Origin of the sequence: Petroclostridium sp. X23 (assembly GCF_030013905.1) — a bacterium.
Lineage (GTDB): Bacteria > Bacillota > Clostridia > SK-Y3 > SK-Y3 > X23.
The window spans coordinates 955,077-976,434 of sequence record NZ_CP124862.1 but is presented as its reverse complement, the minus strand read 5'-3'; the positions used below and the strand labels follow the sequence as shown (position 1 = coordinate 976,434).

Genomic DNA, 21,358 nt, shown 5'->3' with positions numbered 1-21,358 from the left:
TTCATAAGCTTCTCCTTCTTATTTACAATTAATTGAGTATTTAGTATTATTAAAAAATGGATAAAAATACGTAGTAAGAACATTAAGAGCTATATCACAACAATAGCAAAGTGGTAGTCTAAATATTCCATAATTATCCTTAAATATAAGAATAATGCTTTAGAAGATTTTTTTTGTATTTTCCTCCAATGGGGCAGGAGAAACCAGTCTCAAGAAATATGAGATTTTCTTTTGTATTTATCTCTTCGATAAATTTTTTGTTTACTATAAAAGCTCTGTGGCATCGGATATAATGATTACTTGGCAGTTTGCTCTCTAAATATTCAAGAGGATGGCGGCAAGCCTTTTGGTCATTATTCACCAAGTGTATGACAGTTTTGGAAGCAACTTTCTCAATCAACACAATGTCACTTGTGTTGATTGAAGAGATGGAGGTACCCATTTTAATATTCAGTTTGTGAGGCTGTGATGATAAGTGCTTGTGATTTATGTAATTTTCAGAAATATTCATAAGCGTCGCTTCTAATATTTCTGAAGTAACAGGCTTCGGTAAAAAGTCAAAAGCTTGCACTTTAAAAGCCAGCATTAAGTACTCAAGATAAGCGGTGATAAATATAATATATGCCGATACATTCGACTGTCTTATTTCAGAAGCCAAAGCGTATCCGCTTTTTTCTGCGTTGAAGTCAATATCCAGAAAAAATACATTTGCTGAGTTGTTCTTCAAGAACTCTCTGACTTTTTCAATATTAGTAGACTTCAAAACAATTTGTGCTTCTAAATTATTTTTTTCAATAATGTTCTGAATAATCTTTGTTAGAGAATGTAACCATATTTTGTCATCTTCACAAATTACAATATTTAACATTTTGTATCATCCTTAAATGTATTTTTGGAAATAAGTATAGTTCGTTAAAAGTTAAGAAAATCCTCCTAGGTAAGAATTAAATTCCTGTTTCAATGAACTAGGTTTATTTTTAATCATTTAACGACAGAAAACAGCATTTTATAAAAAATATATATATTGCTTATATGATTTATTATACAATAACCTTATAAATTGTATCAAGTGCTGTAATATGGTGAAAAAGTTCAAACGTCATGTCTAAAACATATGTACTGTAGGTGAAAAATAATGATTGAGTTATATAACAATAGTAGAAGACAGAAAGATGAACTGGCGATGTTAAGAGTATTAGTTTTGCTGGCGAGTATGATTACACCTATAATAAATATAATCTGGAATCACTATAGTGAGAACTATCATCCGAATATGAAAGCAGTTTGGGCTTGTACCACAATTTTTTTCGCAACTTATTATTTAAGTTATAAAAGCAAATTCGTGCAGAAGAATTTCTACAAAATTTTTATATTTTTGATTTTTATGGCAAATATTTTGACCATATATTTTTCACATAAAAACTTTTATGCATATGAGTATACAATTTTACTCCTAATGGTTATGATGTCGGTAGCGATTATATTTCAAAATCCAACGCATATTTTAATATATAATAGTATCATATTTGGAATGATTGCTTTTTCTCTATCCATTAGCAAAGTTGAGGTAGAGACAAAATCACTTATACTTGGGTCTGTTTTGCTGTTTTGCATTGTTTCATACTTAATGCTTAGATACAGGCATAAGATACAAAGAGAACTTCAATTGAGTGAAGAACATTTTAGAACCATTACAGAGAATTCTATGGCTGGTTACTTTTATATTAACGCTGACAGAGAAGTAGCATATATCAATAGAGCTATGTCTGAAATGTATGGATTTGAGAATCAGGAGGATTTAATTGGTAAGAAGTGCAAGATTCTAAATGCAGATTGTAGCGCAGCAAAGAATCCTAAAATGTGTAGATTGATGGATGAGAATGAATGTTCTGATGGAAAGCTGCTGAGGAGAATATGTAAAGATGGAACCTTCAAGCATCATATATTATGGATAAGAAAGACAGTAGATGAGTGTGGGGGCAGTGGAATAGAAGGATTGATTTTTGATGTAACAGATAAAATTGCAGCAGAAGTAGAAAAGGCAGAGCGTGAAGAAAGATATAAACAATTGTTAAATTCTATGAACCAGGGGTTCGCTGTCAATGATATTATTACTGATGAGAAGGGGATTCCTTGTAATTTTAGGATCATTGGTGCAAATCCTGCTTTTGAAAAAATAACAGGTTTGAAAGTTAGTAAGATTGTTGGAAAGACGATACTTGATATATTACCTAATATTGAACCGGATTGGATCAAAGAATTTGGAGAAGTAGCGATAAAAGGTAAAAAAAAGCACTTTGAAAAATATTTAGGAGATATTGGAAGGTATTTTGAGGTTTATGCCTATCCCTATCAGGGAGAAAGATTTGCAATTATGCTTACAGATGTGACGGAACGCATAGAAAATCAGAACAGACTTCAGAATGCTAAAGATGAAGCAGAAAAATTGACTGAACTAAAAAATAACTTTATTTCCAATGTAAGCCACGAGTTGAGGACACCGATGAATGGTATTATGGGAATGATTCAACTGCTTGAAATGTCTGAATGCAACAGTGAACAGATGGAATATATTCATGTTCTTAAAAAGTCCAGCAATCGGATGATAACAATGATTAATAATATTATGTACTTAGTATCCGAAAATTCAGATGATGAGTATGAGGAGGTACCCTTTGATTTAAGAAGCACTGTAAAGCGTGTTATACACACAGTAAAGATTGCAGAAAAAAATAAAAGCCTTGATTTCTCTTATCGCATCGATGGTGAAATACCAAATATATTGATTGGATTCTCTGAAGGTATTGAAAAGATCCTTTCGGAATTGCTTGATAATGCAATAAAGTTCACAGACAGCGGGAGGGTAAGCTTAGATGTTAGCAAGGTACAAACATACTATGGAGATTCCAGAAGAGTAATGCTTGAGTTTAGTGTTAAAGACACGGGTATAGGTATTAAACCAGAAATATCTGAAAAAATATTTAATAAATTTTCTCAGATAGATGCTTCTTATACAAAAAGATATGAGGGTATAGGTATAGGGCTTGCAATATGCAAAAAAGTCGTAGAGAAAATGGACGGAAAAATCAGTTTTAAAAGTGAGCTGGGTAGCGGAAGTGAATTTGTTTTTTACTTGGTTTTCGGTACAAGCATTGATGAATGCTAGATACTTTTTTTAAAAAAATAAATATTCTATAGAAATTTTCAATGAAGACTAGAACATTTAAAAAGCATTTTGCATTTTTTATCGATTTGTAAGGTCTTTGCAAATTTAACTTGACAAATTGTTTTTTTTTGAATAATATTAGGTTAGTGAATACTAACCTAAGAGGTGGAGGATATGTATAGGAAATATCTCAAGAGAAAAGAAAAGATTATTATCTGTGCCATTGATATTTTAGATGAAGTGGGCATACAAGGTTTAACCATGAAAGAAATCGCTAAACGACAAGGGATTACAGAACCGGCTGTTTATAAGCAATTTTCGGGAAAGCAAGAGGTCATTTTAACAATACTTGAAAGATTTTCAACTTTTGATGAAGGTATCCGAAATACTATTAGAGACAATAATATGAATCCTAAAGATGGATTAAATTACTTTATCAATTCATATGTAGAGTATTATGAAAATTATCCGCAAATAACAACCGTGCTATTTTCATTTGACGTGTACCGATATCAATCAGATACAAATAATAAAATGCAATGCATCATCCAGGAAAGACAAAAGTTTGTGGACGAACTCATTAGAAAAGGGCAGACTATCGGGGAGTTTAAAATAAACATTGAAAGTAAAGAACTAGCTAGTATTATTTTAGGATTACTATGGTCTTTTGTATTCGAATGGAAAATGAGTAACTGCAGTTATTCATTAAAGGAGAAGGTATTATCAGCCTTAGGACGTATTTTAGAATGATGAAGATTAGAGAAACTACTTTAATAAATTTATACAATAAGATACCGCAAAACAAGAATAGATCAGGGGGGTTATATTTTTATGATTATTATAAATAATCATCGGAGGAAAACATGCTGAAGGAGAAAGAACTAAAGAGTTTAAAAAGTAATAAAGGCAGTGAAAAGAACAATTTAGAAGAACAACTGTCTTATTTCTCAGAAGAGTCGATAATTGCTCAAGCTTATGATGCAGTTGGGGAGTATGTTTTTATTATAAATAATAGTAGAGAAATTGTTTATGCAAATAAAATACTTTTAAGAATGCTCGGTATTGCGCACCTTTCTGAATTAATTGGTAGAAGTCCGGGAGACCTGCTGCTATGCATCGACGATTCTGATACTGAATGTGGAAAATCTGAGAATTGCAAAGAATGTAGACTTAATAAGTTTTTAATGGGGCATGAAATAGAAGCACAAGAGAATATTATGTATATAAATAAAAATGGATATAGAGATAAAATAATAATATCCCAGCATGTTTCTTCCATAGTACTAGGAGACAATAACTACTTTGTTATCTCATTCACAGACAAAAGTGATACGATTAAGAAGAAATTTCTGGAAAGGGTATTTTTTCATGATATCCTTAATACCGCTGGAGCTTTAAAAGGTATAATACAGCTCCTTAAGGAGGATGTGCCGGAGAAAGTTCGAATAGAAGTTGAGTTTGTGGAGAATTCTTTTAAAGCACTGATTGATGAAATACAAATGCAAAAACAAATCATAGATGCAGAAAATGAAGAACTGCTGCCCGATATATCTACCGTATATTCAATAGAAGTTTTAAATGACGTATATAGGCTGTTTCAAAAGCCTATGTTGTGCTTAGGAAAGAAAGTAGAAGTTGATAATAGATCGGTAAATATTTTATTTGATAGCGATGTTACTATATTAAAAAGAATATTATGCAACATGCTTAAAAACGCGCTGGAGGCAGCAGATAAAGGTGAAGTTATCAGGATTGGATGCAAAGTGGTTCAAGAAAAGGACAGTTTTTTGGAGTATTGGGTTCATAACGACACTGTTATTCCAAAGAATGTACAAAAAAATATTTTTCAATATTCTTTTTCTACTAAGTCGGACAGAAGAGGTTGGGGTACTTATAGTATGAAGCTGCTAGGAGAAAAATATTTGAAGGGTACCGTAGGTTTTATCTCAACGCCGGAGAAAGGAACAACTTTTCATATAAGAATTCCTCTTAAGACTTGAGAGAGAAAATAGACAAATATAAAAAAACTAACACGGAGGATGATTTAGATGAGGATACTTATTGTTGAAGATGATCTTGCAAGTAGAACGTTTATGGAAAAATTTCTATCAAAATATGGTGAATGCGACATTGCGGTAGATGGCTTGGAAGCAATTGAACTTTTTTTACAGGCTTTAGATGAAGAGACCTATTATGATTTAATATGTTTAGATATTATGATGCCGAAGCTGGACGGAATGAAAACTCTAAAAGCAATTAGGAATATTGAAAAAGACAAAGGTATTTACGAGTCAGAAAAAGTAAAGGTGATTATGACTACTGCGTTAAATGATAAGAAGACAGTTACTCAGTCATATAGTTCTGGGTGTGAAGCCTATGCGTGGAAGCCTATAGAGACCGAGAAATTTATAGAAGTGATGGAAAAACTGGGTTTAATTGCAGAAAAGTAGTATGAAGTTTTTGGCAGCATCTATAAGAAGTTATTTTAAATATTTACAAGACTTGACAAAATATTATTTTTATCATAAAATATGGTTAGCTAGTACTAACGACGTTATGGTGTTTGTTAGTCTTATCAAATCAATTAAACAGACTAGCTTCTACAATTAATTTACCAATAGGTGGGAGGAACAATTATATGGACAGAAAGTTTGAAATCAGTGTAAAGAATGGGAGCCTTACAGAAATTATGTTAGATGGTGAGTTTGACATTATGAGTGCAAAAAATTTAAAGATCATCTTAGAACGGGTTACTCGTGCTGCCAATACAGATGTAGTAATTAATTGTGAACAACTAACCTATATCGATAGTGTGGGAATTAACCTTCTTGTAAAGAATCAAGTCATTATGAATAACAAAGGCTTACATATTTATTTGATAAATGCAAACAGAAATATCAGAAAGTTATTCTCGATTATTAATTTACTAGATACTTTTGAAATGGCGAGTTAAGATAAAGTTTAAATAGAAAATGCTTAAAAATATACTTAGGAATATATGCTATAGAGGGGATATGTTTTTTGAAAGAAATTAAGGTTAGTTAATTATAACATACTTTTAAATCATAAATGACAAAACTTATATGAGGTGCTTTTATGAAACGTATTTTAATTGTAGATGATGCAGCATTTATGAGAATGTCAATCAGGGCAATGCTTGAAAATGCTGCATTTGATATTGTGGGTGAAGCCGAAAACGGAGATATAGCTATAAAAAAGTATAAAGAGCTTCATCCTGATATTGTAACAATGGATATAACCATGCCGATAATGGACGGCATACAGGCTATAAAAGAAATTAAGAAGATTGATTCACGGGCGATAGTAATTATGATTACTGCATTGGGGCAGGAACATATGGTGAAGGAAGCTGTCCTTTCAGGGGCAAAAGGGTTTCTTGTTAAACCTTTTAAGGAGCAAGATTTATTAAATGCTTTGAGTAAGTTATAAGACATAGTGAAAGAAGTATTGCCGTTTTGAAGCATATTATATCTTACTTCCCTGTTTTTCTACAAAAGAAAATGTTACTGAGTATTCAGGGCGGGGAGTAGGTCTGGATGTTGTTAAAAATAATATTGAACAAATTGGCGGAAGTATTTCCATAGAGAGTATACCAAAATACGGTACGGCAATCAATATAAAAATCCCATTAACACTTGCGATTATTGATGGAATGGAAATTGGAGTAGGAAAATCAAAGTACACTGCTCCGATAACTTCAATTAAAGAATCTTTTAAACCTGATAAAAAGAATGTAATTACTGATAGTGACGGGAATGACATGGTCATGGTACGGGGAGAGTGTTATCCTATATTGCGCATACATAAGATATTCAAAATAAATACGAATGCCACTTCCTGGGATGAGGGGGTTATGGTAATGGTAGAAAGTGATATTGGGAAGGCTTATTTATTTGCTGATCAACTGATTGGTGAGCAGCAAGTAGTGATTAAAGGACTGCCCAACTATCTTAAAAGAATAAGAGGAATTGCTGGCTGAACAATACTCGGAGATGGCAGTATGAGTTTAATTCTTGATATAAACAATATACTTAGTAGGTGTATGAATTCATAAATGAAAAAAGGATGGTGACTTAAATGGCTGAGCTTTTGGAGCAGATTATTGAAACAGAGGAAGATACTCAGAAAGGTAGATTTTTAACTTTTATGGTTGGAAATGAGGAGTATGGTATTGAAATTTGTTATGTAACGGAAATTATCGGCATTCAAGAGATCACAGAAGTACCTGAATTGCCTGACTACATAAGAGGAATTATTAATCTAAGAGGAAAAATTATTCCTGTTATGGATGTCAGACTTAGATTTAGAAAACCTCGCCGGCCCTACAACGATAGGACATGTATCATTGTGATTGATATAAAAGATATTTCTATCGGCTTGATTGTTGACTATGTATGCGAAGTACTTGCAATTGATGAAGAAAATATTGTGTCTCCTCCAAATATGAAAACTGGTTTTTATAATAGATACTTAAAAGGAATAGGCAAAAATGGAGATAATATAAAGCTGCTGCTCGATTGTGATAAACTTTTAAAAGAAGAAGAAATTGAAGAATTACATCAATCTTCTTTATAGAAGAGGTAATGGTAAATAATCGTAAATATTAAGTTGCATAAGGTATTGGTTATCTTAATTTCAGACAATTATAAAGAGATTATCGATGAATATCAAATAAGGAGGGTTATGTGATGAATTGGTTTTATAATATGAAAATTAGTACAAAACTTTTGATAGGATTTTTGATAGTCACACTCATAGCAGGAGGAATTGGTAGTATAGGTATTCTAAATATTCAAAAACTTTCATACTTGGATACAGAACTTTATGAGAAGATGACGCAACCATTGTCTGAGTTGATTGTTATTGTTGAATCATACCAGAAAATGCGCGGAGATCTGAAAGATGCTATTCTTTCGAAAAATGTCTCGGAAATCAATGAGTATGAGAAGATAATTGCTGATAGAAATAATGAGTTCAGTACGAAGCTTAATAGTTTTAAGAAAACGCTATTAACACAAGAAGGACAAGAAGTTGTACAAAAATTGGAAGATTTAAAAGTCAGATACGATGAAATCGCTTCAAGAGTTGTCCGGTTAGCTAAGGATAACAGAGATGAAGAGGCTGTTGTTTTGTTACTGGAAGAAGGAGATAATGTAAGAAAAGAACTGGAGGCAGAATTGGAAAAAGTTTCTAATGAGAAGGTACGTCTTGCAAAAGAAACTTCCGATGGGAATACAAGTGCCGCAAATGCTGCAACAGCATCAATGACCATCTTATTAGTACTGGGCATGGGTATTTCTGTGCTGCTAGGAATGTATATATCTGCATCAATTAATAAACCGATTAAGACAATTATGGAGGCAGCAAATCGAATTGCCGAAGGAAATCTTGATGTAATGATAGATATCCGCTCAAAAGATGAAATTGGGACGTTGGCTGAAACATTCAGAGTTATGGCAGATAATATAAATGAAGTAATGTCGAATATAAGTATATCAGCAGGACAGGTGGCAACCGGTTCACGTCAGGTATCGGACAGCAGCCAGGGGTTATCCCAGGGAGCTACTGAACAAGCAAGTTCGATAGAAGAGCTTACATCCTCCATCACTGAAATTGCATCTCAGACAAAGCAGAACGCAGGAAATGCAAATCAGGCTAATGAACTGGCACAAAAGGCGAAAGAGAACGCTGAACAAGGTAATGTACACATGAAAGAGATGCTTAAGTCCATGGAACAGATCAATGACTCGTCATCAAATATTTCAAAAATTATTAAGGTGATTGACGAGATTGCCTTCCAGACGAATATACTTGCCTTGAATGCAGCGGTAGAAGCAGCGAGAGCTGGTCAGCATGGTAAAGGATTTGCGGTGGTAGCGGAAGAGGTAAGGAATCTTGCAGCAAGGAGTGCAAATGCGGCAAAAGAAACGACAGCATTAATTGAAGGATCTATTAAAAAGGTGGAGGCAGGTACCAATACTGCAAATGAAACAGCAAATGCGCTAGATGAAATTGTAAAAGACGTATCGAAAGTTACTGGATTGGTAGCCGAAATAGCTGCTTCATCCAATGAGCAGGCTACCGGTATTGCACAAATCAATAAAGGGATAGAGCAGGTATCCGAAGTTGTGCAGGTTAATTCTGCTACAGCAGAAGAAAGTGCAGCTGCAAGTGAAGAGTTAAGCAGTCAGGCAGATCTATTAAAGGAAATGGTACAAAGATTTAAACTTAAAAATACTCAATCTTATCATAAAAAGATGGTTATATCAGAATCTAACGTGGGAGAAGGAAGTAAAAATCCGCCGTCAGATATTGAATCCTATCACGATTCTTTTTTTTCATCTTCCCGATCTGGGGCAGCAGTTACGGTTAATAGACCTAAAATTGCACTTAGTGATAAAGAATTTGGAAAGTATTAATAAATGGAAGGAAGATGAATGGAACCAATATGAGTTCTAAAATCAAATTGGAATGAAAGCATTTTATATAGAACTGCAGAACTCCACTTTTGGCTGCATGGTTTTTATGATAGGGATAAAAGAAAAAGAATTTCGAGAGCTGTCAGACTTATGGATGATGTATTTCCTTTTAAGGAAAAATTTCATGTAATTTTTTGTAGAAATGTAATGATATATTTTGATCAAGATACAAAAACGAGGTTAGTCAATAAGTTCTACGAATATACAAAATCTGGAGGATATCTGTTTATTGGACATTCAGAATCCATTAACAGAGAAGAATGTAGTTATGAATATATTATGCCTGCAGTGTATAGGAAAGGATAATGTTTATGTTGGCTAATAGAAGAATTAAGGTCTTAGTTGTGGATGACTCACTTTTATACAGGGAAACAATTGTAAGAGGTATATCTGCTGACCGAGGAATAGCAGTGATAGGAGTGGCAAGTGATCCCTTTGAAGCAAGAGATAAAATTATTGAGCTTGCTCCAGATGTTCTTACCTTAGATATAGAAATGCCGAAAATGGGAGGGATAGAATTTTTAAAGCGACTGCTGCCCCAGTATCCTGTTCCTGTGGTGATGGTAAGTGCAGTAAGTGATAGTGTGTTTGATGCTTTAAATGCGGGAGCAATAGATTTTGTCATAAAGCCTGATTACAAATTTGTTCATAGTGGTGATACTTTTATCAACGATCTCATTATAAAGATAAAAGTTGCTTCGACTGCTAAAGTGGGTCATTTGAGAAGGGAGTATGCAGCCGAACAGAAACAGTCATCTTCTATTATTAATAATAAAATTATTGCCATTGGAGCTTCTACAGGGGGAACGGAGGCGATTTATGAGATTATTCGCTCTTTTCCGAGAGACATGCCCGGTATTGTAATCGTACAACATATGCCACCGGTTTTTACAGAAATGTATGCGCGACGATTAAATAATTCATGTGCGATGGAAGTTAGGGAGGCTAAAACTGGAGATGTTGTGATTCCCGGGAGGGTGCTAATTGCTCCTGGGGATTATCACATGAAATTAGAAAAAAAAGGTAATACGTATTATGTTGATTGCTTTAAAGGGGAAAAAGTCAACGGGCACTGCCCGTCGGTGGATGTATTATTTCATTCAGTAGCAGAAAAAGTTGGAGCTAATGCAATTGGAATAATACTAACAGGAATGGGATATGATGGTGCCAAGGGACTTTTGAATATGAAACAAAAAGGAGCATTGACAATCGGTCAAGACCAGCAATCCTGTGTTGTATATGGAATGCCAAAGGTTGCATTTGATATAGGAGCTGTTGACAGGCAAGTGTCTTTGAAAAACATTTCTCATTCAGTTTTTTCTATGGTCGCAGCAAAGCATTAATTAATAATTGTAGGTTATATTAATACGTTTCTTGATTAATTAAATTAAAAAGACGATGGCATTCCACCGTCTTTTTTTACTCAGGAAACAGCTTATACAAAATTCTTTGGAAAACCTGATGGTAAATATTACAAATACAAAATAGTGTTATACACAAGAAAGCTCTATTCTATTTCTACCGTTGTTTTTAGCTGCATATAAAGCAGAATCAGCTTTTTCGAATAAACTTTTGAAAGAATCCCCAGTAGAAAAAGAACCAACGCCCAAACTAATGGTAATATGTTTCACTTTTTTGAAATGGTTTCTATCTACAGCTTTTCTTAGCCGTTCTGCCAGTTGGGCTGCATTTTTTATATCTGTTTCAGGAAGGATCAGTGCAAATTCTTCTCCGCCTATTCTAGCAAAAATATCTGATTTTCTTATGTTTTGATTAATGATTTCTGCGATTTCTCTGAGTACGTCATCTCCTATGCCATGTCCGAAAGTGTCATTGATTTTCTTGAAATGGTCAATATCAAAAATGATCAGACACAACTTATAATTATGTTTTTCTATAGTATCGATTTCTTTAAGCATATAATCATTAAAGAACCTTTTGTTATATATTTTTGTCAGTTCATCGTAATTGACTAGGAATTCCAAACGATCACGTATATGATGTTTTATAAGAAATAAAATCCAGAAAATAAACAGCATAGCAAAAGTCAGTAGATAAAAAATAATTTTTAAAGCTTCAAATTTTTTTTCTGCGTTGATTTGAGCAGATAAGACGGCTCGATCTGATTCTGACCATAGTTCTTCACTTCTTTCAGTAATTCGTTTTATATTTGTAGGAGAAGGATTAATTCGATAATTATAAATATCTTTTTTAAGGCCAATCCAATTGGCGGCTACTATATCTAAAAATGTTTGGTATTCATTATTTTCGGTAGTGCTATTTTTTTCATTAGAAAAAGTATTTAGTAAATCATCAACAGTGTTTATTAATTCATCATTGCTAATACCGGATAACTCAGATTTTATGATTCTTTGAATAGAGCCTCGGATAATACCAATTTGATTAATTGTATAAGGATCTTCTTTAGTGATCCGTGCAAAATTTAAAATTAAAGAAACACTTATGACGATAAATATGAGAATAGATAATGAAATTGTAATTAAAAAAGTTGAATGTTTTTTCATTTAGATACCTCCAATAATTATTTATACTATTTATACCAACAACTTCTATTGTGGGAACATCTTATTTTATGCTATCAATAACATTTACATAGTTCCCTCTTTGTATAGAAACTTTCAAGAAATATCTTGTTAGTTATGACTAGCTAGGTGGTAAAGATATTAAAAATACAATACGCATAATGGAATTTAACAATAATGAAGTGATGTATTAAAAAAAGTAAAATGTATATATAAGTTGAATTAAATAATTGGATATTGCAAGTCAACGGAACGCCACGGGGGGCGTTCCCTACGAGTTGCAAATCCGGTATGAATGGAATTTGGTGTTATATGTAGGGAACGGCCCCTGTGCCGTTCCGACTCAAATCTTTAATTCAACTTATATAGATAAGATTATGATTTAGAAGCAGAATGACCTCGGAACACATCAAGAATATATATAAGATTTTTTAGGGAGTGAAAGTTCTTGGAAGATTTCAAAAGTGCATATTTAAAATACCATACGATAGACAAAATCTCAAGAAAACTGGAAACAGTTTTTTATACCATGTTCGATTCAGGACCCTATTCTGCTATTCTTGTCGACAAAGACAAGAGGCTGTTACTATGGGAATCAGATGTAAAATAAAAGTCAAAAAATCAGTTATATATTAAAGTAAGGAAATGGGATTGATAGATTGCATCTGTAAAGCTTGTTCTGCAAAGATAAGCGTCCTTGAATACAATGAGAAAACGGGTATCCCTATAAGAGATGAAATGGACGGTCATCCTTCAATGCCGTTGTACATAAGTCAGGGATATCAAATCATAATTTTGTAATGAGTAAAGACTATAATGAATATTTGATTTTAAAAAACAAGTGCAACAGTATATTAGAGGCATCTTGCTGAAGAACAACTTAAGCAGTGAGATTGTCCGATTATTGAATATTAAAGAGGTTTAAGGGGATAGGGTGATGGTAGCATCTAATAGGAATGTCATAGATTTTAGAAGGATTAATATTATAATAAGTGTGTTATTCATACTTGTGATGACTTTGGGAGCATGTGAGCAGGTAAATAAAAAGGGTAGTATAAGTAGCAGCCAAGAAGAAGGCAATGTCACAATTACTTATGGTCTTTGGGGAACTGAAACAGAGATAGAGGTACAAAAAGAAATTGCAAGAGCAATAGAGAATTATCAGCCGGGTATTAAAATAGAGGTAAGATCATACATGGATAGCGACACTTTTTGGAACAAACTTCCTGCAGAAATAGCGGCAAAAACTGCTCCGGATATTGTTAAATTAACAAATGAAGGTTATTATGAATATGCCGTAAAAGGAGTCATTTTGCCTATTAATGAATTTATAAAAAGAGAGAATGTTGACTTAAGTATTTATCGAGAATCTTCTAAAAGAATTTGGACCATTAATGATCAATTGTTTGGGATTCCGGTAAGTGCAGCACCGGCCATGTTCTTTATTAATAAAGATTTGTGGGAACAGGCAGGACTAGGAGAATATCCTACTACATGGGAAGAAGTAAGAAAAGCAGCTGGAGTTCTTACAAAAGATGGAGTGTTTGGGTTGGGACTGAACAATCACGAATACCATATTACGAACTATGTACTATCTTTTGGTGGCGGATGGGGAAATGGCAGAACCATCAATTCTGAAGAGAATATTAATGCGCTTAAATTTATTATAGAGATGTATAATCAGAAATTAGCAGTTGCTCCAAAGCAGTTAGGTTATGGGTGGGATGGTGAGGTTTTTGCAAACAAAAAATCTGCAATGACGACGGGAGGATGGTGGTATATCGGATACCTGAAAGAGGTAGCGCCGGATCTTCCATATGAAATACTACCAATTCCTGAAGGGACTAGGAAAGCAGGAACCATGCATTCAGATGCCATTGTAGTTTTGAGCGATGCAAAAGATAAGACAGCAGCAGTGAAAGCAGCAGTTTATTTAGCAGGAGAAAAAGCGCAAGAGAAATTAATGAATGCAGTAGGAATTCATCCGACCATTACAAAGTTGGAAGATCGTTATTATCAGTTGTATCCGAAAACAAAGGCGATACAGCCTATGTTACAATATGCAGAAGATTTCGGCTATCCTGAAAATTCGAAAGCATTTATAGGTGAGCTGATAAGAGGTCTGGATAGTATTTTGTTTGATAATAGTCAACAAACACTCAAAGAGCTATTAGAAAAGATAGATACCGCACATAAATGATACTATATAAGATTAATGAAGAATGTGTTACCTTTGAAGCTGAAGCAGAAAAGAAAGATGTGCAAGGTAAATATATTCGCTTAGTAAAGGGATTAGAGGAAAAAGTAAATGAATAATTTTGAAGGGACTGTTCACTTGAGTGAACAGTCCCTTGATTTTTGAATCAATACCTGTTTTAAAGTTTACTTTTTAGTCTGGCTGAACTGTTAACTACTCTTTGAAGTATGTTTTCTGACTTGTGTTTTGATAGTACTAAAATAATAAATTCTTTAATATGTGGATATAACTATTACTTGAAGATGAAATATGTGGACGGTGCGATGAGTATGACACGTTTTTTAAAAAAGATAATAAGAAAAGGGCAAGACCGAGGAAGGCGACAAGATGAAGAAAGTAAAAAGGTCGAGCATTTAAAAACCCTTGTACTTTCAGAAGACTTAGACAAAAATATCAAACAGATAGAAAAATATATGGGTAACAGTTTTGATGTTAAGAGCAGAAAGTTTAAAGTTAACGGTCAGAACATCAGTGCTGCTGTTATATTTATTGACAATCTAACAAAAGAAGATTTAATATTGGAGCATATCATTAAGCCTTTAACCATTGAGTCTGCCGTAATTACAGATGGTAAAGAAACAAAGATTAATTTTGAAAGAATCAAAGATTCTATGATTAGTACAGGAACTGTTCAAGAAGTATGGAGTTTTGATGATATTATTCTAGCTGTATTATCAGGGGATACTTTCTTGGCTGTTCAAGGCTATGACAAAGGTCTTATTATTAGCAGCAAGGGATATGCGGGACGCTCTATAGAAGAGCCGGCTACCGAACCTTCAGTTAAAGGACCCAAAGAAGGATTTATTGAACAATTAAAAGATAACATGGGTCTTATCCGCAAAAAGCTCAGAGACCCCAATTTATCTTTTGAGGCATATAAAATAGGAAGACGGTCTAAGGGAAATGTCGTTTTAGTCTATATTAGGGGAATTGTAAAGCCTGAAATTGTAGATGAGGTTAGAAATAGAGTTAAGTCTATTGATACAGACCAACATGGCGATGCGGCACGTATTGAACAATTAATTAGCGACCGGCCTCATTCCATTTTTCCGCTGGTTCAATTGACAGAACGTCCTGATAAAGTAGTTTCCAGCATTTTAGAAGGCAGAGTAGGCATCATAGTTGAAGGTTCTCCAGCAGTACTATTAGTTCCAACTACTTATCCGATGCTCCTACAGAGTGTAGATGACTATTATGAAAGATGGATTATTTCATCAGTCATAAGAATGAGCAGATATGTTGCGGTATTCATTTCTGCATTACTCCCTGCAATATATGTTGCTCTTACTTCTTTTCATCCAGGACTAATACCTACAAACCTTGCCCTCTCTATTGCTGGAACCCGTGCCGGGGTGCCATTTCCTGCTTTTATCGAAGCAGTTTTAATGGAGGCTACTCTTGAGCTGTTGCAGGAAGCCGGTATTCGTCTGCCTAAGGTGGTAGGACAGACCGTATCCATTGTAGGTGGTTTGGTCATTGGACAAGCAGCTGTGCAGGCAGGGGTCATTAGTCCTATTATGGTTATCGTTATTGCCATTACTGCCATTGCATCTTTCTCTATACCCGACTACAGTTTAAACCTGGCTACCAGGATTCTCAGAATACCTTTTATGCTGTTAGGGACTACTTTTGGCGCTTTCGGAATTGGCATGGGTATGATTTATTTAGTTGGATATCAATGCTCGCTAAAAAGCTTCGGCGTAAGATATATGGAACCTTTGACCCCTTATCGTATAAGGGATTGGAAGGATTTGTTTATTCGTGGGCCTCAGCAAGTTATGGGGAAACGTCCTGAGTTATTAACTCCTGAAGATACTCAAAGACAAATTATTAGGAAAGGGGAGAAGTAAAATCAATAACGATAGATTACAAACCATCCAGATCATGACCCTTACTGCATCTACTATCCTGAGTGTTCGACTTCTTATGATTTCACAGGAGTTAGCTGTTATCGCAAAGCAGGATGCTTGGATTTCTGTGTTTTTAGGAGGGCTTCTTGCCTCCTTTATAGGGCTTCTTATATATTTTATGTACAGATTATATCCGGGAAAAGATTTGCCTGAAGTTTTTATAGAGATAGGAGGCAATTTCTTTGGTAGAATAATGTTAATCCCTCTTATGATTTATGTATTGTCACTTCCCGGTATTACCGTTAGAATTTTTGCAGAGCTAATGAAAATATTCTTATTAGACAGAACACCAGATATTGCTGTTATCATTTTTATAGTTTTAGTGGTATGCTCGGTAGTAAAAAGAGATATCTATTCCATTGCAGGCCTCATCGATATTCTTTTTCCTATTATGATAGTCATGCTGATGAGTATCATTTTATTATCTATTCAACAGGTGGATATGTCGAGAATAAAACCTATTCTTTTTAGAAATACAGATAATGTATTGAAAGGTGTTCTTCCCGGCTACAGTGTCTATATAGGCTATGCAGTTATTTCATATATTTTACGCTATAGTATTGAACAAAAAGGAACACTCAAATGGTATTTGGTAGGACTAGGAATTCCTGTATTATTAACCACAGTAATTACCTTTGTCACTATGGCCGCCTTCGGCCCACTGACAACTGAAAAAATGATGTATCCTGTAGCTTCTCTTGCCAAGTCAATAGAATTTCCTGTAACATTGCTGGAACGATTGGAGGTTCTAATTATTGTTGCTTGGATTTCCGTTGTATTTACATCAGTGGTAATGTATTGTTTCATGTCGGTACGAAATTTTACTGTGATGTTTGGTATACAGCCTAAACATCAAAAATATGTTGCCTACGCTCATATTCCGATGCTGGTTATTATTTCACTTGCAAGTAGTAACGTTCTTGAAACAATAAGATTTCAAAAATATATTGAACAGTTAGAAATGACAGCAGCGTTTGGATTTACGCCGATTCTATTTATAGTAACGCTTATTAAGAAAAGGAAGGTGCTTAGAAAATGGAAAAAATACTGATACTGTTTTTATGCTCCGTTCTCAGTATTATGACGGGTTGCTGGGACAGAGAAGATATTGAAAACCGTGGATATGTCCTCGGTGTTGCCGTTGATAGCTACCCCCCTGTTCCAAAAGGACAAGTAAGTGGAGAAGAATCAGAAACTGCAAAAGAAGAGATAAAATTTGAAAAGATGCAGCTTCATGAAGGAGAACCTAGATATGCTATGACTATCCAGCTTCCTATTATTAAAAAAGCTACCCTAAGAACTGCTGCAGGAAGTGGGGGCGGTGGAGGTGATGGTGCAGCAACATGGGATATTACTCAGGTTGGGAATTCCTTTATATCTATGAATCGGGAAATGGCCTCTCGAACCGATGTAGTTCCGTTTTATGAACATCTTCAAGTTATTGTTATCTCAGAAGATGTTGCAAAGCAAGGCATTCAAAATGTCATAGATTTTTTTATCAGAGACCCTGAGATGCGAAGAAGAACAAGAGTATTTATCAGTAAAGGAGAAGCAAAAAGAATTTTAGATGTTATTCCTCGCCGTGAAGATTATGCATCTCTTTATCTTGCAAAGCTCCCTGAACATGCAACCAAAAGTTCAAGGATTATTCATAGAACAGATTTGGGAGAAGCGTCAATAAGCATCAATGAGGGTGAAGCCTTTGTATTGCCTCGAGTAGAAGCGACTAAAGATGAGTTAAAAACAAATACTGCTGCCGTATTTAAAAAAGGTAAAATGTTAGGCTGGATATCACCAATAGAAATGGAGTATGTCAAGCTTGTTCGTGACCTGTATCTTGGAGGAGTGATAACGGCAAAATGCCCTCAAGATGAAAATGGAATCATTACCTTTGAAGTGGGCAAAGCTAAGACAAAGATTACCCCTATAATTGAGGGAAGAGAAGTTAGCTTTAAAGTTGATATTAAGATGGAAGGTGGTTTTGCAGAAGAGACTGACTCTGGTTCTATTAAACACATTATTAATGAGGAGTATCTAAAAGAAGCTGAAAAAGCTTTTGCGAAGATGGTAAATAAACAATGCCTAGCAACCATCGAAAGTGTGCAAAAGAAATATGGAGCAGATATTTTCCATTTTAGCCGAATATTAAAGACAGAGGAGCCGGCTTATTGGGTGGAAATTAAAGACCAATGGGATGAGATGTTTCCTAGGGTAGAGGTTGTAGTAAATACTAATGTTGGTATTAAGCAGGTAGGAAATATACGCTAACAAATAAGGTCAAAGTTTAGGCTTTTTTGGAGGTAGATAATAATATCACTAAATATAGTAATTAATAGGTAATTTGGGATATTTCTTTTGTCAAACTCTGCTTGAGGCCAGGCTAGTAGAGTTTCAGAAACAGGGAATTTATTCATATATGGGAAAACTTAAAGAAAATTAAAGGGATAAAAGTTTCTTTGAAAGGTATTAATGCCGTTGCAGGTGGATTGATTACTGTAGCTGCGGTAATTCTGATGCAAAAGAGCGGATTTATGATTGATAATATCTCTTACTGTCCTACTCTTATTGACAAAAAGAATCCCAGCACCATTGATTGTACTGGCTGTTTTAGCAACAGGATTTATTTTTTGAAAATTCATAATTTGAAAAGATTTCAATCCGAGTGCGAATATGATATGGATGCTGAAAAAAATGCCATGTCAGTCACAAATACGTGGCATTTGAGAGAAAAAAATGACTGCTATCTTAACCTTACATGATTTGAATCTGGCAGCACATTACAGCGATTATCTGATCCTGTTGAGTGACGGTATAAAAATTAATGCTCCGGTTTCGGATCATTGTCCTGTCAATATTGAATGTAGAGTGGTAGACTCTACCGTTACAGGTTCACATGAGATGTTTGTTGGAAAAATTGAATATGTTCATGCTGATTCTAAGCTTGTTGATAATGAAGGGAATATAGATTTTTCATCAATAAAATTTCTGTAAAACATTAAAGAAACTAAATTGACATATTAATAAAATTAGTATAATATGGGATTCATAAACGCAGTCATGAAGGCTGCACGAAATTCCCCTGATTTTTTTGTGTAAAAGCTTTTATGAAAATTGCTAGTAACCATGAAGGTTTAAATCTTCGTGGTATTTTTATTTTTGGAGGGTGCAAAATGAAAAAATTGTCAACTAAACAATTAGTATTATCAGGATTGTTACTTGCATTTGGACTCTTAATGCCATTTCTAACAGCACAAATTCCAAGTGTAGGAAGTAGATTATTACCAATGCATATTCCTGTCTTGCTGTGTGGTTTTATTTGTGGGTGGCCATATGGCTTGATTATTGGTTTTATTTTGCCTGTTTTCAGGAGTATGTTGTTCGGAATGCCACCTATGTTCCCTACTGCTGTAGCTATGGCTTTTGAGCTGGCTACATATGGTTGTATGTCAGGACTTCTGTATAAATTGCTTCCCAAAAACAATGCCTCCACATTTGCAACATTGATTTTGTCTATGGTTTGTGGAAGAATCGTTTGGGGAGGCGTTAGCCTCTTTCTGTACGGACTGAGCAAGACTGCATTTACATGGGAGCTTTTTATGGCTGGTGCATTCCTCAACGCAATTCCAGGTATAGTGATTCAAATCATTATCATCCCTATTGTTGTCATTGCTCTGTCAAGAGCAAAACTTATAGAAAGTGTGAACTGAAATGGACATAAAAGCTTTGTTATTCAGACAGTACGAATTGTATCCCAAGATGCAAATTCAGGACATAATTAAGCTAATATATCAGAATGAATTTGCCGGCGGGCATCTGGTTGAGAGTGAAGATGATAGTTTGCGTAAATTGCAGGATGAGTACCGCTCTTTAGAACAACTCTCATCAAATAGAAAGTTATCTGATGATGTTTTTGAGAATATTGGCAACAATCTTTGCAGGTTTCATTTAACGGCACTGAAATATAATGATATCAGCCTTAAAACTATAAATAGGTTCTTCATAAGTACAGCTAACTCGATTCATGGAAGCATTCAGAGTTTTGAAGAAAAGCTAGATGTGCTTAGACAATGCTGCAAGGAAGGACTGCTCCCTTATTCAGTGGAAGGGCTAGAAGCCTATTTGTGTTCTTATAAGAAAAAAGGTTATCTGCCAGTTAGTCACAGTGAGATATACCGCGCTGACTATTCTCCTGCATACCGTATTGTAAGATCAGAATACTGTGATTTTTTTGATGTATTTTGCAGAATCGACTCATTGATGAAATCAAAGGATAAAATCAATATAGCCATTGAAGGAAACAGTGGTGCGGGGAAAAGTACATTGGCCTTATTGATAGGAAATGTATATGAGTCTAACATATTTCATATGGATGATTTCTTTCTAACGCCTGAACTAAAAACAGAAGAACGTTTAAAAGAGATTGGTGGAAATGTGGATTATGTTCGCTTTAAACATGAAGTGATCGATGGGATAAATAGTAGCCGAGAATTTTCATATCATAAATATGATTGCAAGCAAATGATTCTTGGAAAGCCAGTATCAATCATTCCTCAAAAACTTAATATTATAGAGGGCTGTTATTGTATGCATCCGGCTTTGATAAACAATTATGATCTAAAAATATTTTTGCATATTGATGAAAAAGAGCAAAGTTCGCGAATTTTAAAAAGAAATGGAGCCAATATGCTAAAAAGATTTCTTTGCGAATGGATACCGTTGGAAAACCGATATTTTAAAGAATTGAATATTCAGGAGCAAAGCGATTTAGTTTTTGGGATATAACTCTAAAGGGGCACTGACATGTAGTCAAGAACAGTATTTATGTTATCATGGTGGCAGACATTTTGTGTAACTATATAAAACCAAGGGATTTGAGCTCAAATCCCCTGGTTTTATACTTCTCTACTGGTCTTGTCAATAAACAATTTTTTTGCAATATGTGAAGCGAAATACAAGAATGCGGAGAATAATACGATGGAGGC

Annotated in this window: 21 protein-coding genes and 2 pseudogenes; 21 read left to right on the top strand and 2 right to left on the bottom strand. The window is 34.4% G+C overall.

The features are described from left to right. Positions 1 to 139: 139 nt before the first annotated feature. Positions 140 to 868, bottom strand: coding sequence for a LytTR family DNA-binding domain-containing protein (locus QKW49_RS04935; protein WP_282866451.1), 729 nt, complete (start codon positions 866 to 868; stop codon positions 140 to 142). 267 nt (positions 869 to 1,135) lie between these two features. Here QKW49_RS04935 and QKW49_RS04930 point away from each other — a divergent pair, with 267 nt between their 5' ends. The 12 genes and pseudogenes from QKW49_RS04930 (at position 1,136) to QKW49_RS04880 (ending at position 11,009) form a co-directional block, all read left to right on the top strand. Next, the gene (locus QKW49_RS04930; protein ID WP_282866450.1) at positions 1,136 to 3,166 is read left to right on the top strand and encodes an ATP-binding protein; all 2,031 of its coding nucleotides are present in this window, start codon (positions 1,136 to 1,138) and stop codon (positions 3,164 to 3,166) included. 174 nt (positions 3,167 to 3,340) lie between these two features. Then, positions 3,341 to 3,916: a TetR/AcrR family transcriptional regulator gene (locus QKW49_RS04925; RefSeq protein ID WP_282866449.1), complete on the top strand. Its 576-nt coding sequence runs from the start codon at positions 3,341 to 3,343 to the stop codon at positions 3,914 to 3,916. A 113-nt stretch (positions 3,917 to 4,029) separates the two neighbouring features. Next, the gene (locus tag QKW49_RS04920; protein WP_282866448.1) at positions 4,030 to 5,166 is read left to right on the top strand and encodes a PAS domain-containing sensor histidine kinase; all 1,137 of its coding nucleotides are present in this window, start codon (positions 4,030 to 4,032) and stop codon (positions 5,164 to 5,166) included. A 48-nt stretch (positions 5,167 to 5,214) separates the two neighbouring features. Then, the gene (locus QKW49_RS04915) at positions 5,215 to 5,616 is read left to right on the top strand and encodes a response regulator (protein ID WP_282866447.1); all 402 of its coding nucleotides are present in this window, start codon (positions 5,215 to 5,217) and stop codon (positions 5,614 to 5,616) included. A 188-nt stretch (positions 5,617 to 5,804) separates the two neighbouring features. Then, positions 5,805 to 6,119, top strand: a complete 315-nt coding sequence (locus QKW49_RS04910) for an STAS domain-containing protein (RefSeq protein WP_282866446.1) — start codon at positions 5,805 to 5,807, stop codon at positions 6,117 to 6,119. A 143-nt stretch (positions 6,120 to 6,262) separates the two neighbouring features. Then, a complete protein-coding gene (locus QKW49_RS04905; RefSeq protein WP_282866445.1) occupies positions 6,263 to 6,616 on the top strand; it encodes a response regulator in 354 nt (117 codons plus the stop codon). Positions 6,617 to 6,656: 40 nt separating this feature from the next. Continuing rightward, positions 6,657 to 6,761: pseudogene (locus QKW49_RS25990) on the top strand (hypothetical protein); the annotation flags it as partial. Positions 6,762 to 6,839: 78 nt separating this feature from the next. Then, positions 6,840 to 7,166, top strand: coding sequence for a chemotaxis protein CheW (locus tag QKW49_RS04900; protein WP_282866444.1), 327 nt, complete (start codon positions 6,840 to 6,842; stop codon positions 7,164 to 7,166). 98 nt (positions 7,167 to 7,264) lie between these two features. Then, on the top strand, positions 7,265 to 7,762 hold the full coding sequence (locus QKW49_RS04895; RefSeq protein ID WP_282866443.1) for a chemotaxis protein CheW: 498 nt from the start codon (positions 7,265 to 7,267) through the stop codon (positions 7,760 to 7,762). Between the two features lie 113 nt (positions 7,763 to 7,875). Further along, positions 7,876 to 9,606 carry a methyl-accepting chemotaxis protein gene (locus QKW49_RS04890; RefSeq protein WP_282866442.1) on the top strand — a complete coding sequence of 577 codons (1,731 nt, stop codon included), beginning with the start codon at positions 7,876 to 7,878 and terminating at the stop codon, positions 9,604 to 9,606. Between the two features lie 147 nt (positions 9,607 to 9,753). Then, positions 9,754 to 9,972: pseudogene (locus tag QKW49_RS04885) on the top strand (CheR family methyltransferase); the annotation flags it as partial. Positions 9,973 to 9,977: 5 nt separating this feature from the next. After that, the gene (locus tag QKW49_RS04880; protein ID WP_282866441.1) at positions 9,978 to 11,009 is read left to right on the top strand and encodes a chemotaxis response regulator protein-glutamate methylesterase; all 1,032 of its coding nucleotides are present in this window, start codon (positions 9,978 to 9,980) and stop codon (positions 11,007 to 11,009) included. A 147-nt stretch (positions 11,010 to 11,156) separates the two neighbouring features. On the opposite strand, the gene QKW49_RS04875 is transcribed toward QKW49_RS04880, so the two are convergent. After that, positions 11,157 to 12,191, bottom strand: coding sequence for a GGDEF domain-containing protein (locus QKW49_RS04875; RefSeq protein WP_282866440.1), 1,035 nt, complete (start codon positions 12,189 to 12,191; stop codon positions 11,157 to 11,159). A gap of 466 nt (positions 12,192 to 12,657) precedes the next feature. On the opposite strand from QKW49_RS04875, the gene QKW49_RS04870 reads away from it, so the two are divergent. The 9 genes from QKW49_RS04870 (at position 12,658) to QKW49_RS04830 (ending at position 21,158) form a co-directional block, all read left to right on the top strand. Further along, the gene (locus tag QKW49_RS04870; protein ID WP_282866439.1) at positions 12,658 to 12,819 is read left to right on the top strand and encodes a hypothetical protein; all 162 of its coding nucleotides are present in this window, start codon (positions 12,658 to 12,660) and stop codon (positions 12,817 to 12,819) included. Positions 12,820 to 13,146: 327 nt separating this feature from the next. After that, on the top strand, positions 13,147 to 14,409 hold the full coding sequence (locus tag QKW49_RS04865; protein WP_282866438.1) for a sugar ABC transporter substrate-binding protein: 1,263 nt from the start codon (positions 13,147 to 13,149) through the stop codon (positions 14,407 to 14,409). Between the two features lie 299 nt (positions 14,410 to 14,708). Further along, positions 14,709 to 16,316 (top strand): spore germination protein, encoded by a 1,608-nt coding sequence (locus QKW49_RS04860; protein ID WP_282868063.1) that lies wholly within the window; start codon positions 14,709 to 14,711, stop codon positions 16,314 to 16,316. Beyond that, positions 16,273 to 17,427 carry an endospore germination permease gene (locus QKW49_RS04855; protein WP_349239122.1) on the top strand — a complete coding sequence of 385 codons (1,155 nt, stop codon included), beginning with the start codon at positions 16,273 to 16,275 and terminating at the stop codon, positions 17,425 to 17,427. Before QKW49_RS04860 ends, QKW49_RS04855 begins: the two co-directional genes overlap by 44 nt. Then, positions 17,412 to 18,644, top strand: coding sequence for a Ger(x)C family spore germination protein (locus tag QKW49_RS04850; RefSeq protein ID WP_282866437.1), 1,233 nt, complete (start codon positions 17,412 to 17,414; stop codon positions 18,642 to 18,644). The genes QKW49_RS04855 and QKW49_RS04850 overlap by 16 nt, the downstream gene beginning before the upstream one ends. 188 nt (positions 18,645 to 18,832) lie before the next feature. Next, a complete protein-coding gene (locus QKW49_RS04845) occupies positions 18,833 to 19,135 on the top strand; it encodes a hypothetical protein (RefSeq protein ID WP_282866436.1) in 303 nt (100 codons plus the stop codon). After that, positions 19,110 to 19,367, top strand: a complete 258-nt coding sequence (locus QKW49_RS04840; RefSeq protein ID WP_282866435.1) for a flavin reductase — start codon at positions 19,110 to 19,112, stop codon at positions 19,365 to 19,367. The genes QKW49_RS04845 and QKW49_RS04840 overlap by 26 nt, the downstream gene beginning before the upstream one ends. Positions 19,368 to 19,546: 179 nt before the next feature. Then, positions 19,547 to 20,083 (top strand): ECF transporter S component, encoded by a 537-nt coding sequence (locus QKW49_RS04835; RefSeq protein WP_282866434.1) that lies wholly within the window; start codon positions 19,547 to 19,549, stop codon positions 20,081 to 20,083. Position 20,084: 1 nt separating this feature from the next. Beyond that, complete coding sequence (locus tag QKW49_RS04830; protein WP_282866433.1) at positions 20,085 to 21,158, top strand: hypothetical protein; 1,074 nt, start codon at positions 20,085 to 20,087, stop codon at positions 21,156 to 21,158. The last annotated feature ends 200 nt before the right edge of the window (positions 21,159 to 21,358 follow it).